Below are 14305 nucleotides of genomic sequence, written 5' to 3' on the forward strand. Positions count from 1 at the left end.
TATCACACTTCACAGTCAGCTCAAAATCCATGTATAGAATTATGCAGTATTTATATTCAATGGATTTTTTGTTTTTATATGCTTATCGCTGTTTTTTGTCAAAAAGTTTCAGGTAAGCATGTGTTTGAGTATAAAAACACACTTATCCAAAAATAAGTGTGTTTTTAATGATAAACCGTTTTATTTGATTGGACGCATGGTTGGGAATAAAATTACGTCACGAATTGTATGGCTGTTGGTAAATAGCATCACCGTACGGTCAATACCAATCCCAAGTCCTGCTGTAGGCGGTAAACCGTGCTCCAGCGCTGTAATATAATCTTCATCATAAAACATCGCTTCATCATCACCCGCATCTTTTTGTGATACTTGATCAGCAAAGCGTTGAGCTTGATCTTCAGCATCATTAAGCTCTGAGAATCCATTGCCAATTTCACGACCACCAATAAAAAACTCGAATCTGTCTGTTACAAATGGATTTTCGTCGTTACGGCGAGCAAGCGGTGATACTTCTGCTGGGTATTCGGTAATAAAAGTTGGTTGAATTAAGTTCGATTCAGCCACTTCTTCAAAAATTTCAGTCACAACACGACCAAGTCCCCAACCTTTTTCAATTTTAATGCCAATTGACTGTGCAATAGCACAAGCTTTATCAAAATCATCTAAGTCTGCATTATTGGTTTCAGGGCGGTAATGGCAAATGGCTTCACGCATGGTCATTTTGATAAATGGTTTACCAAAATCAAACGTATGTTCACCATATTGCACAACAGCATCACCTGTTACCGCAATAGCTAAACGACGGAATAATGTTTCTGTTAATACGATCAGATCTTTGTAATCAGCATAAGCCATGTACATTTCCATCATGGTAAATTCTGGATTATGTCTTGGTGATACGCCTTCATTTCGGAAGTTGCGATTAATTTCAAATACCCGCTCAAAGCCGCCTACAACTAATCGTTTTAGATAAAGTTCTGGCGCAATACGCATATACATATCTAAATCAAGCGCATTGTGATGCGTAATAAATGGTTTAGCTGATGCACCACCCGGAATTACCTGCATCATTGGCGTTTCGACTTCCATAAAGTGGTTTTCAATCATAAAGTTGCGGATTTCACTGACAACTTTGGAACGCGCTTTAAAAGTCTCTCTTGATTCTTGATTGGTGATAAGATCCAAGTAACGTTGACGGTAACGCATTTCTTGATCGGCAAGTCCATGAAACTTATCAGGTAATGGGCGAAGAGCTTTAGTTAATAAACGAATTTCTTCACAGTGGATAGAAAGCTCACCAGTTTTAGTCTTAAATAGGTAACCTTTAGCGCCGACAATATCTCCCAAATCCCATTTTTTAAATTGCTCGTTATAAAAACCTTCAGGGAGATCATCACGAGTAACATAAAGTTGGATTTGTCCAGCAACATCTTGTAGAGAAACAAACGAAGCTTTACCCATTATACGACGCATCATCATACGGCCAGCCACAGTTACAATAATTTTCTTTTCAATCAGTTCTTCGTTAGTTTTATCGCCATATTGTTTATGGAGATCACTAGAAATCGCATCACGGCGAAAATCATTAGGGAAAGCAATACCTTGTTCGCGAAGATGAGCGAGCTTTTCGCGACGTACTTTTAGTTCATTATTTAACTCTTCAATTTGGTTTTGTTGATCTTGCTGCTCTGTTGACATAGTTTTACCTTTTATTTATAACCAAGCGGTTTATAAACCTGCTTTTAAGCTTTCTTCAATAAATTGATCTAAATCGCCATCTAATACGGCCTGTGTATTACGAGTTTCAACGCCAGTACGCAAATCCTTGATACGCGAATCATCAAGTACGTAAGAGCGAATTTGGCTTCCCCAACCAATGTCAGATTTAGTCTCTTCCATTTGTTGTTTTTCAGCATTCTTTTTTTGCATCTCAAGCTCATACAGTTTTGCTTTTAACTGTTTCATTGCTTGATCTTTATTGCTGTGTTGTGAACGGTTATTTTGACATTGAGTAACAATACCCGTAGGAATATGAGTGATTCGTACAGCAGACTCAGTTTTATTTACATGTTGACCACCAGCGCCTGACGCACGGTATACATCGATACGGAGATCGGCTGGGTTAATGTCGATATCAATATCATCATCAATTTCAGGATAAACAAATACAGAAGCAAACGAGGTATGGCGTCGATTGCCTGAGTCAAATGGACTTTTGCGAACTAGGCGGTGTACTCCAGTTTCTGTGCGTAACCAACCGTAAGCATAATCACCCGATACTTTAATCGTTGCCGATTTGATACCAGCAACATCACCATCCGATACTTCCATCACTTCAGTTGCAAAACCTTTTGATTCAGCCCAGCGTAAATACATCCTAAGTAACATTTCTGCCCAATCTTGTGCTTCAGTTCCCCCTGAGCCTGATTGGATATCTAAATAACAATCGGCACTGTCGTAATTGCCTGAAAACATTCGTCGGAATTCAAGTCCAGCCAGTTTTTTCTCTAACTGTTCAAGTTCAAAATTAGTTTCATCGAAAGTATCTTGATCTTCAGCTTCAATAGCAAGTTCAAGCAAGCCTTCAACATCGTCAAGACCTTGAGTTAATGAATGAATGGTATTGATTATTTCATCAAGTGCAACGCGTTCTTTACCTAATGCTTGTGCTTTTTCTGGATCGGCCCATACTTCGGATTGCTCTAGCTCGGCATTGACTTCTTCGAGCCGTTCTTTTTTTAGATCATAGTCAAAGATACCCCCGAATCACGGCTGTGCGTTCGGTAAGTTCTGCTATCTTTGATTTAACTGGATTAATTTCAAACATGATTTAAATGGAGTTGCTCTGTTTTATGATTTATTAAACAAGCGTCCATTGTAGCGGATTTGGGCATAATTTAGCAATTGCCAATTACTATTTTTGACTTTGACTCAGTAAATAAAGCATTGCTCAAAAAGAAAAGATGGCGCACTAGGCGCCACTTTTTAAGATGAAAAGGATATGAGTACAATCGAGTTATTTTTTTGCTTCAGCGTATAGCTCAGCAACTTTATCCCAATTAACTACATTCCAAAATGCACCAATGTAATCAACACGGCGATTTTGATATTTCAAATAATAAGCATGTTCCCAAACATCTAGTGTTAAAATCGGCGTACCAGAAACACCAGCAAATTTTTCGCCCATTATCGGTGAATCTTGATTGGCTGTAGAAACAACTTCAAGTTTACCATTTTGTAATACTAACCAAGCCCAACCTGAACCAAATCGAGTTGCTGCCGCTGCTGCAAATTTTTCTTTAAATGCATCAACTGAACCAAAATCTTTTTCGATGGCCGCTTTTAGGTCGCCTTTTAGTTCAGTACCAACTTTTAATAGTTCCCAGAAAAGAGTGTGATTAACATGACCACCTACGTTATTTTTAATACCCGTAATTTTGTCAGCAGGTACTTTATCTAAATTTTTTAACAAAGTGCTAGGGCAAAGTTCTTTTAATTCAGCTGGCAAAGTTTCAAGAATGGCATTTGCATTGTTCACATAGGTTTGATGATGTTTATCGTGATGCAGATGCATAGTTTCAGAATCAATATAAGGTTCTAATGCATCATAAGCATAAGGTAATGGAGGTAAAGTATAAGCCATGAAATTTGCTCCTTTCATATATTAGGTATTATTAACTACTTTATTTCATGAGTATACGGGCTATTAGTATAGCTCTCAAACTATCACTTAGATAGTTAGTGACTATCTGTTATCAGAATGACTATTGCTTTTTCAATTCGTCTTCATTATTTGCTATAAATGGGGTATACATCATAATTGCGTGGTTTTCGCTGATGAGCTTTTCTTCAACATGGTTATCAATTAAATGTGTTTTACGTTGCCATATTTTATTATGTCTGGTATAACCTCCCCACCATTGTTGTTCAATACGATGATCGGTTTCTAGGATTTCATAATGATTACTTAAGGGGGTATCAGCAAGTAATTCGCCATGTAAATATTGATCATCAAGCCAAAGATTAAGCCGGTAAGTGCTATTGGTTTTATTGATTAACTGTAAATCTACATAGTTATAAGATAAGGTGGCGCCACAAGCAAAAGGAATCGTTCGATTAATATCGGGAAAAACATCAAAACTATGACGCCAACGTTCTATGATTGTAAGATCGGAGTGTAATACAATCCAATAAATCAAATTACCTAATTGGCATAATCCTCCACCAATATCTTTGCCTATCTGTCCATTATGTAATGATAGTCCTTCTAAAAATCCCCGTTTTTGGGATGGGCGTCCTACTTTTTGCCAGATCGAAAAACGTTGATTAGGCTTAATGATTGAACCATTAAGTTTTTCAATTGCTAATCTAAGATTAGTGATTTTGTTATATTGTAAATACATATCAACATCTTTTAGTTGTCTTAATAAAACAGACTGATGTTTTTTGTGTGAATAACAACATGTATTATTATTTATGTCGACAGTGCAATATGCGTTACGATGTCGCCACCAATCAAATTTTCGTTTTAAGATAAAATATTCTTTGCCTAATTTTAGCCTTAATTTACTGCGTTTTATCGGTTTATCGATAATAATATCCTGCATATTTTCCATTCCCTTATCGACAAGATATAATCAGTTATTTTTCTAAAGGTGACAGATAGCGTTGGCTTAACTTGTCGAGAAAAGTGAAAAGTTTTTGATTCATTTCAGTGTAATCATGAGAGCGAAGCTTATCAGGTGTATCGACAAAGCGGTATTTTTCTGCTTGGCTAAGTTCCTTTTGTGAATGGGTAATTAATAATTCGACTACTTCAGGTGTTAACTCCATATGGCATTGGAAACCATAAACAAATTTACTGTATGCAATGATTTGACGAGGACACCCTTCACTATACGCAATAATTTGAGCATCTTTGGTTAAACCAGGCATATCATTGTGCCAATGACCGACTTCTAATGTACTACCAAAATCAGTAAACAAAGGATTTGTTTTACCGATTTGAGTTAACATAATAGGGAATTTGCCAATTTCTTTTTCTGGGCTGTTGCTATAATTTGCCCCTAGAGCTTCGCCGATTAATTGTGAACCAAGACATACACCAATGACTACTTTCTCTGCTTTTATTGCTGATAAAATAATGGCTTGTTCTGCTTTAGAATCAAAATGAGCACATTCTTGTTTGGTCGTTGATGGTGACTGTGGACCGCCCATAACAATAAGAAAGTCGATATCATCAATGCTATTAGGAAGTGGTTCATTAAGGTAAACGCGAGAATAAGTTATAGTGTGATGATTATTTATCGCCCATTGTTCATAAGCTCCGGGCGCTTCAAAATCCTCATGAATAATAAAATGTATATGCATTAATAACTCCTCCTTGTCTATAAATATCATTATTAACATTATGATTTGATAAAATTTATATCAAAGGATATAAATTTATTTTTGAGTTATTATGAATAATTTATTTGCAATTGCAATACAGAATTTTGAACTAACACGATAAAAAACAGGTAAAAAGAAATCACTTAAAATATGAAACAACAGGGAAAGATAAATATGAAAATCTGAAAGTTGGCTCCTCCAACAGGACTTGAACCTGTGACATACGGATTAACAGTCCGCCGTTCTACCGACTGAACTATGGAGGAACCGAAATGTAGCGCGCATATTATAGATTTAATGGCGCTATGTCAATAGTTAAATTATTTTAAATGTTTTTTTGTGTAAAATTTCCTCCTTTTATTATCATTCAAGTGTTAGGATTGTCTTGAATAAATGGCGTTGTCTAAGTAATTGCTGTGGGTGCGATCCTAGTTCATGTTGTGGAATAATCTGATTTAGATCGCGATAATAATCAACCCAATAAGATAAAATCTCATTTGTCGCTAAATCTTTAAAATTCATTGGATATAATGCGAAATAATCATTACCTTGCTCAGTTTTAAAGGCATAAGTAATTAGTTCACTGCAATAAAACCCATCTGCATTGGGATGAAAGCTGTGATTGTAAGGTGAACCCAAGCATTTCTTTACCCGTCTTAATGCATTTTGAATAACAACTAAATCATGGATTCTACCAATGATATTGTGCTTAGCTGCACAAATAAAATTAGTAAACGATTGTTCAATCACGCCATAGTTTTGCGTTGCTTCAATAACGGTATTATTTCCAATATATAAACCAACATGATTAATACTTTTGGTTATTTCATCTATCTTTGACAATGCACCTGAAAGGCTTACAGCGCCATTAAAAGCATTATTTTTTTTTAGGCTTTGGAAGATTATATCTCCACATTGGATATTATTGTTTTTTAGCACGATAGCGCCATAGCGAAAACATTACACAAGTTGCAATAATAAATTTAAGCGCATCCACCCCAACAAATGGCAGATAACCCACTTTTAAAGCATCAATTAGCGTGATGTGTAAATAGCCCATTAAATAGACAACGCCAAATACAAATAACAATTGATGCGCACAAGCGAATGCAATTAAACCTAAAATAAAGTGACGATCATAACCTCTTTCTGCTGCAAACCCTGCTAAATAGGCACTAAATACATAGCCATATAAGTAACCTGAAGATGGTGATGCTAACGCCATAATTCCACCACTACCATTGGCAAATAGCGGTAACCCAATTGCACCTAAAATAAGGTATTGGATTATTGCTAATGCACCTAGTTTACGACCTAAAAAAGCACCAATTAACAATACAGCCAATGATTGTAATGTAAATGGAACAGGGTAAGTTGGAATACTAATGTTAGCGGCTAATCCTAAAAGTAATGCTGCACTTGTTGTGGTTAATAATTTACGTTGCCAAGAAGATAAATTTACAAGTGTAGTGATAAATGTTGGATAATACGAAGTCGGTTGAAGTTTCATTATTTTCTACCTTTTATATAAATAGTAGAACTATAATAGCGCAATTATTATTGTTGTAAACTTTTTTGTTTTTAATTTGTTTACATTGGAGTGGAATATAGGATATTTTTATCACACTCTAAAATAAAGAGTGTGATAATTAAAATAATTTGTTACTTAAACTAAGTAAGGATTACTAACTCGTTCATGACCAAAACTAGACATAGGTCCGTGGCCTGGTACAAAAATAAAGTCATCCCCAAGTGGTAATAATTTATTAGTGATTGATGAAATTAAATCGGCATGGTTGCCTCGTGGAAAATCAGTTCTTCCTATACTACTTTTAAATAATACATCGCCGACAAAAGCCAGCTTATCCAAATGGTTAATAAAAACAATATGTCCCGGAGTGTGACCCGGGCAAAAAAGTACATCAAGGCTAATATTACCAACTTGAATCTGCTCACCTTCTTTCAACCAACGATCAGGCAAAAAGCTATCAGTATAAGGAAAACCGAATTGTGTACTTTGTTGTGGTAAACTTGTTAATAGAAATTCATCTTCTTGGCTTGGTCCAATAATCTTCACATCATAATGTTTAGCCAATATAGTTGCAGCACCGACATGATCCAAATGTCCATGGGTTAATAAAATCTGCTTAATATTAACGCCTAGCTTTTCAACCGCTTTTATAAGCAGTTCGGGTTCACCTCCGGGATCAATAAATGCACCTTCCATGGTTTGATCGCACCAAATGATGCTACAATTTTCTTGGAAAGCTGTAACTGGGATGATTTGGTACTGGAACATAGATTTATCTCCTTATTTCTTGCTGATGATTGGTTAGATTTTGTCCGTCTTCTTTTTTTAATTGTGCAAAAATAATGCTTGATAAAACGGTAATCATACCAAGTATAACAAATGTTAACTGAAATGAGTGAATAGTACTTGTTGTGGTGCTAATTAAGCGTAATAAAACAGCACCCAATCCGGTACCAAAACTAATTGCTAATTGTTGATTTACTGCCATTAAGCTATTGCCACTACTTGTATTGTCGTTTTCTAGATTAGCTAAGGTTATGCTATTCATGGACGTGTATTGCATGGAGTTGATTCCACCGATACAAAATAGCAATAAACTGATAAGAATAAGTGGTGTCGATAAATTTAATACGGACATTAAAATAATCATTATGCCAGCTAAAATTGTATTAGTAACTAGTACGAAACGGTAACCTAAACGTGCTAAAATACGTGGAATAAAGATTCGAGTACAAATTGAAGCAATGGCCATTGGCATCAACATAATGCCGGCAAAAATAGCTGAATAACCAAATCCCACTTGTAATAATAGTGGAATAAGAAAAGGCACTCCTGATATACCTAATCGGCAAATTAAATTTCCGATAATTCCTATTTTGAACGTACGGATTTTAAATAGCGATAGTGGGAATAATGGAGTTTGTTTCTTTTTTGCATATTCACGATAAATAAATAAAAAAAGTAGACTAATTGTCGCAAGTAGTAATGGACAATAATATGTCTGATTTTGGTTTAAAATCTCTACACTCAAAGTGGCGCTAATAAAGCTAATAACAATAAATATAAAGCCTAATAGATCAAAAGGCATGTGTTGGCCTTTTAAGTTAGGCATGTATTTCCAACTAATTATTATACCTAAAATACCAATGGGTAAATTAATAAAAAACACCCAGTGCCAACTTACCATATCAACTAGATATCCTCCCAATACTGGTCCTAAAACGGGACCAATTAATCCAGGAATCGTGGCTGTATTTAACGCAGCTAAAAAATCACTACGCTTAAAAGATTTTATCAATACTAAACGTGATATAGGCACCATCATCGAGCCACCAACACCTTGGATCACTCGTGATATATCTAAAAAAATTAATGAATTAGATAAAGCGCAAAGTAATGAACCCAGTGTGAATAGTGAAACGGCCATGACAAAAATATTTCTAGTGCCAAATTTATCTGATAAAAAACCACTAACAGGAATAAATAATGCAAGGGTCAAAGCATAACTTATCACGGCTGATTGCATATTTAATGGGGACTCATTGAGGTCGTTAGCCATAGTGGGGAGAGCTGTATTTAATATCGAGGTATCAAGTGATTGCATAAAGAATGCAAACGCCGCAATCCACGGTAATATACGATAGACAAACGGTGGTAACTGTAATTCGCTATTCATTTTAATTTGGCCTAAAATTAATTTAAATGCTAGTGGAGCGGTTGGATATAAGCTCAGAAAATTAAGCTCTCTTACTTAGAGTTGATTAAGAAAGAGAGCTGATGAATGCTATTTTACAATATTATTTGTTAATGATTGGATTTTTTCTTATTCTTTACTGGTTTACCTTGCCAATAGCCAGCCAGTAATGAGCCTGAAATATTGTGCCAAACAGAAAATACTGCAGCAGGCAGAGCCGATAAAGCCGAAAAGTAGGTGGTGCCTAAAGTAGCTGCAAGGGCAGAGTTTTGCATTCCTACTTCAAGTGACATGGTTCTGCAGGTTGATTCATCAAATCCAAATAAACGTCCTCCCCAGTAACCACCAAGCAATCCTAACGCATTATGAATCACAACTGCAAAAATAACAGTACCTCCCACTTGGCCAATTTGAGTATGGCTACCTGCTACTACAATACAAATAATTAATAAAATACAAATCATTGATAAAAGTGGTAAAAATTGCTCACATTTTTTAACAATAGCATTTAAGAAATGGTGAACAATTAATCCTAATATAATCGGTATTAGTACAATCTGTACAATATGTACAAGCATTCCCCAAACAGGGACTTCAACTGTTGTTCCAACTAATAGTAGTGTTATCAGTGGTGTTATAACTACCCCCACAAGTGTCGAAACAGATGAAATTGTAACAGACAATGCAACATCACCTTTGGCAAGATAAATCATCACATTTGATGCTGTTCCGCTAGCTACGCTTCCAACTAACACCATGCCAACCAATAGTTCTGGTCTCATTGTAAATAGTTTTGATAAAATTAGAGCAGTTAACGGCATAACAATATAATGTAGCAAAGTACAAATAACCACCGCTTTAGGTTTGGTGACTACACGTTTAAAATCATCAATACTTAATGTAACTCCCATGGTGAACATCACAAACATGAGTAATTGTGATGTATGGGGACGTATAGGTGTAAAAGTATCAGGAGAAAAATAGGCCATAACAGCACACAAAACTGCCCACAAAGGAAATAATCGGGTGAGGGAGGAAATAGATCGAACAAATAGTTGATTCAATTGTCTAGCCATATAAACCTACTGTTGTCGGTTTACCAAAATAACTTCATAATAATAGTAAATTTATTTTAGTTGCTTGTTAAATTTTAATTCTATTAATTCCACTAAATAGCGTCAAGGTATTTGTTAAAATTGTGTTAAGTATGTGATCTGGTGATTCATTGCGTAATTGTGTCAAGATTTTAAAAACCTCGGTAATATATTCAGGGCGGTTTGGTTGACCTTGGCGTCCACTTAATGGCATGTCGGGCGCATCTGTTTCAAGTACTAGGCTGCTAAGTGGTAATTGAGCAATTGTATTGCGAGTTTTATTCGCACGTTCATAACTAATTACGCCACCTACACCAATATAATAACCCAGCTTAACAAATTGCATGGCTTGTTGATAACTACCTGAAAAACCATGTATTACGCCACAACAAGATAAGTTGGCCTTGTGTAATTCACAGTACATAATATCGTGCGCTTTGCGTGAATGTATTAAAACGGGCAAATCAAACTGTTTGGCAATTGTTAATTGCGACCTAAAAAATAATAATTGTTGTTGCCAATCGATACTTAAATCGTAGCGATCGAGCCCGATTTCACCAATGGCAACTAATTTTTTAGGTTTTGTTTTAACAATATTGGTTAATAGTTCTAAATCAGCCATAGTATGTTGATAGATAGGATGCAACCCCAAAGCGGCATAAAGTTCATGGTATTTATTCGTAAGTTGTAAAACAGCATCAAAATAGTTAGCACTAACTGCGGGTATAATTAACCCAACGATATTCGCTTGGCGAATCTTATTTATTGAATCAGCAAGAAAATCACTAAAAGGTGGAAAATCAAAATGACAATGTGTATCAATAAACATAATGCTAATGCCTCTTATTCTGCCGTTGTTTGATGTAATAAAATTGGCAATAAAAATCGCTCAGCAGTAAATATAATTTGTTCAATCAGTGTATCGGTTAACTCAGGATAAAGACGAGTATAATAACTGTCACACTCGGCGGATTGGTTAAATCCGCCTTGCCATGAATTTAAAAGTTGATTGATAGCTCTTTCACTAGCGATAATCTGACCTGTTTTTTTATCATAAGCTGTAATTAACCAACTCCATGAACTTTTTAATGGCATTAATAATGGTTCATTGATACCTTGCAGATAGCCTTCAACTAAATTAGTTAATATGGCTAAAGCCTGATCTGCATTTAAATGTGAAAATCGCCATTCATTATCTTCCCTACCATACATGCGGCTTTGACTGTCAATTTTATTGGGATTTAAAATGCAATAAACCAAATGATCAATCCACAATGAAATACCATCACGAATGGAAAGCTTTGATGGTCGCCATGTCAATATACCATCGTCTTGAATGTGAGTTAGCCAACCTTGTAATTGGTAATGTTGATCATTGGGTGAAATAGTTAAATTAACTTCTTGTGTTGTCATGATTAAACGTTCTTGGTCAACTTTATTAGCCAAAGGTTGCAGTGATTCAAGTTGATTATCATAAATAATTTCACCAAACGCACCATCTGGTAAGTCACCTGTTAACGCTAATCGTTGATAGAAATCATCTGATTGTTGCGATCTATTGGCAATTAATTCATTTAAAATCTGTAAGTTTAATTGATAGCGCTTTAAGCTATCAAGATTAAAGTTTTCAGCATCTGGTAAGGTATCATCCAGATAATTTATATAAAAATTAAACCGTTTCTGTAAAAATAGCCTAATAGAGTGCTGGTAAAATCGTTTTAATTCATCGAGATTAATATTATCTACACTAATAATTGGTATTTTACTAATAAATAACTGACTTTCACCCTGTTGCAATGCTGCAGGTAACCACTCATCGGCATAGCTTTTGGGTTCTTGTAAAAAATTTTTGGGGTTAAACGGTGTGCGTGTATGGTTTACACGTAAAAAATCTAAGCTATTTGTAGTGCCATCTGTATTATTTTTAGCCTTGCCATAATATTGGCCAATATATTCCCAAAACTCATCAACAAGTATAGAAGGATAACGTTCACTATTATCTTTCATATCGCGACCAATATAACTGATATACAACTGTTTTTGCGCAGATAAAATTGCTTCTAAAAAAAGGTAACGATCATCTGTACGACGGCTACGATCCCCTCGTCTTGGATGTTGTGCGATTAAATCAAAATCAAGTGGAAGAGACGTTCTTGGATAATCGCCGTCATTCATACCAAGTAAACAAACAACTTTAAATGGAATAGAACGCATTGGCATCATGGTACAAAAATTTATCTTACCAACTAAAAAACGATGCGCTAAATGATTTTGCTCTAAGCGTGATTGCATAGCATCATGTAGAATAGTGATAGAAATATTATCTGTATAACAAGCCGATAATCCACTATTAATCAGTTCTTGCCATTCTTCTTCGATCATCAATAAAATGGATTCACGTTGAACATTACTTACAAAAAAGTCATTGATTAATTCAAGGCAACAAGGTTGCCAATTAATTAGCGGTTTTTCTTCATTTAAGATAGCAAACCACTTACTTACAACTTTAATAAATTCGGCTAATTGGCCTATTAATTCGGCATCTAAACCTGTTGCACCATCATAAGGTAATATTTGTTGCCAACCGCCTTGTTCACTGTTCATCGTGTAACCGAGTAATAACCGCTCAAGCCCAAATAACCAACTATGTGCACTATCAAGTCCAAAACGAATGCCTGACTCAACAATCCAAGTTCGCAACAAGGTTAATTGAGATTCGTTAATAGCGAATTTTTCGGCAATAGCAGGGATTTCAAGTAAATTAAATAGTTCTTCTGCTGTAAATCGACTATTTGGAAAATTTAAAATGGCAAAAAAGCCTTGAACGATAGGATCGATATTTCGTGCTTTTTGATCTGAAATAGTAAAAGGTAAATAGCGCTTTTCAACAGCATTACCAAAGACGGCTCGAATATAAGGAACATACTTATCAATATCTGATACCATAACTATGCAATCGCGCAACTCCAGCGTAGGATCGGCATCAAAAACCGATAGCAGGTAGTCATACAATACCTCAACTTCACGTTGTTCACTATGGCAGGCATGAAACGAAATCGACTTATCTGTTACGGCAAAAGTTTTATTATCAAAATCGGTTTGATACAGTTCTAAAATATCTTGCTGAATAGCATGTAATAGACAAGAACGATCCTGATCGGCAAACGCTTCAATATCTTGCTTATTATTAAATTCTTGTAACAAAAATAGATTATCACGCCCAAGTTTTCCCCATGAGGTTAACAGAGGATTGGGTATTTTATCGGGTGTATTTAATATATCTGACAACTGTTTTTCAGCAATATCGCCCCAATACCATTTACACGGATTATTAAACATTAAATGGACATCAATATGTTGGCCAAGTGCTGAAAGTAGCGAAAGATAAATAGGAGGAAGAGAAGTAATACCAAAAATAAAAATACGGTTGGGTAATGCATCTAAACGTGAACGTTCAAAGTTATTATTTAATAACATTTCAAGCATTTGTTGATAAATATTAGCGCGATGATAAGGTTGGCTAATTGATATTAGTTTTCGCCACAACTCCGCTTGCCACGTTTCATCAGAATGATGATTCAATTCGGCAACAGTCTGGTTTGCCTCCCATTTTGCTAGCCAATCTGGACGGTAAACTAAATATTGGTCAAATAATCGTGCAATACGCGTTGCAAGCTGATACCGTTTTTTATCTTGCTTATCAATATCAAGATAATGTTTAAGCGCGCTAAACTCAGGTTGTTTAATAACTTGAGGTAACAAATAATACAAACGCCAACTCATTGATTCAACATTAAAGCTATTTTCAATTGGCGCCTCTGGTAACAAGACTTGATAAAGTTGCCAAATAAACTGAGTTGGAAAAAGAAAATCAACATTAGCCACAATACCAAGCTCATCCGCTAACGCAATTTGCAACCATTGTGCCATGCCTTGACTTTGCACCATAACAACATCAGGTGTAAATACATCATCTAATGGTTGCCTGCGCATCAATTCACTTAATAATGTTTTGAGTAAATCGACTTGATTTGAATGATAAATGGTAAACATAACAACACTAATTATTAGTAAGATTGGGTTAAGATTATCGCT

Annotated in this window: 12 protein-coding genes and 1 tRNA gene; all 13 read right to left on the minus strand. The window is 35.4% G+C overall.

Annotated features, from left to right (window positions below):
• Nucleotides 1-180 precede the first annotated feature (180 nt).
• Nucleotides 181-1698: a lysine--tRNA ligase gene (gene lysS / locus J6569_RS03025; protein WP_065561673.1), complete on the minus strand. Its 1518-nt coding sequence runs from the start codon at nucleotides 1696-1698 to the stop codon at nucleotides 181-183.
• Between the two features lie 30 nt (nucleotides 1699-1728).
• A protein-coding gene (gene prfB, locus J6569_RS03030; RefSeq protein ID WP_363319053.1) for a peptide chain release factor 2 occupies nucleotides 1729-2827 on the minus strand; the annotation gives its coding sequence in 2 pieces (ribosomal slippage) (nucleotides 1729-2751 and nucleotides 2753-2827; 1098 coding nt in all).
• A 189-nt stretch (nucleotides 2828-3016) separates the two neighbouring features.
• Nucleotides 3017-3643: a Fe-Mn family superoxide dismutase gene (locus tag J6569_RS03035; protein ID WP_065561675.1), complete on the minus strand. Its 627-nt coding sequence runs from the start codon at nucleotides 3641-3643 to the stop codon at nucleotides 3017-3019.
• Between the two features lie 121 nt (nucleotides 3644-3764).
• Entirely contained in the window at nucleotides 3765-4616 is an 852-nt protein-coding gene (locus J6569_RS03040) for a VanW family protein (protein ID WP_296317538.1), read from the minus strand.
• 25 nt (nucleotides 4617-4641) lie between these two features.
• On the minus strand, nucleotides 4642-5370 hold the full coding sequence (locus J6569_RS03045) for a type 1 glutamine amidotransferase (protein WP_296302240.1): 729 nt from the start codon (nucleotides 5368-5370) through the stop codon (nucleotides 4642-4644).
• A gap of 211 nt (nucleotides 5371-5581) precedes the next feature.
• Nucleotides 5582-5657, minus strand: a tRNA-Asn gene (locus J6569_RS03050).
• Nucleotides 5658-5754: 97 nt separating this feature from the next.
• Nucleotides 5755-6330: a YiiX/YebB-like N1pC/P60 family cysteine hydrolase gene (locus J6569_RS03055; protein ID WP_065561677.1), complete on the minus strand. Its 576-nt coding sequence runs from the start codon at nucleotides 6328-6330 to the stop codon at nucleotides 5755-5757.
• On the minus strand, nucleotides 6314-6901 hold the full coding sequence (locus J6569_RS03060; RefSeq protein ID WP_051634174.1) for a biotin transporter BioY: 588 nt from the start codon (nucleotides 6899-6901) through the stop codon (nucleotides 6314-6316). Before J6569_RS03060 ends, J6569_RS03055 begins: the two co-directional genes overlap by 17 nt.
• A 156-nt stretch (nucleotides 6902-7057) precedes the next feature.
• On the minus strand, nucleotides 7058-7690 hold the full coding sequence (locus J6569_RS03065) for an MBL fold metallo-hydrolase (RefSeq protein ID WP_065561679.1): 633 nt from the start codon (nucleotides 7688-7690) through the stop codon (nucleotides 7058-7060).
• A 4-nt stretch (nucleotides 7691-7694) separates the two neighbouring features.
• The gene (locus J6569_RS03070; protein WP_174799269.1) at nucleotides 7695-9098 is read right to left on the minus strand and encodes a DHA2 family efflux MFS transporter permease subunit; all 1404 of its coding nucleotides are present in this window, start codon (nucleotides 9096-9098) and stop codon (nucleotides 7695-7697) included.
• 128 nt (nucleotides 9099-9226) lie between these two features.
• A complete protein-coding gene (locus J6569_RS03075) occupies nucleotides 9227-10192 on the minus strand; it encodes a bile acid:sodium symporter family protein (RefSeq protein WP_296317540.1) in 966 nt (321 codons plus the stop codon).
• A 67-nt stretch (nucleotides 10193-10259) separates the two neighbouring features.
• On the minus strand, nucleotides 10260-11048 hold the full coding sequence (locus J6569_RS03080; RefSeq protein WP_366941232.1) for a TatD family hydrolase: 789 nt from the start codon (nucleotides 11046-11048) through the stop codon (nucleotides 10260-10262).
• A gap of 5 nt (nucleotides 11049-11053) precedes the next feature.
• Nucleotides 11054-14263, minus strand: a complete 3210-nt coding sequence (gene recC, locus J6569_RS03085; RefSeq protein WP_296317544.1) for an exodeoxyribonuclease V subunit gamma — start codon at nucleotides 14261-14263, stop codon at nucleotides 11054-11056.
• Nucleotides 14264-14305 lie beyond the last annotated feature (42 nt).

Origin of the sequence: Gilliamella sp. (assembly GCF_024104075.1) — a bacterium.
Classification (GTDB): Bacteria; Pseudomonadota; Gammaproteobacteria; order Enterobacterales; family Orbaceae; genus Gilliamella; species Gilliamella bombi.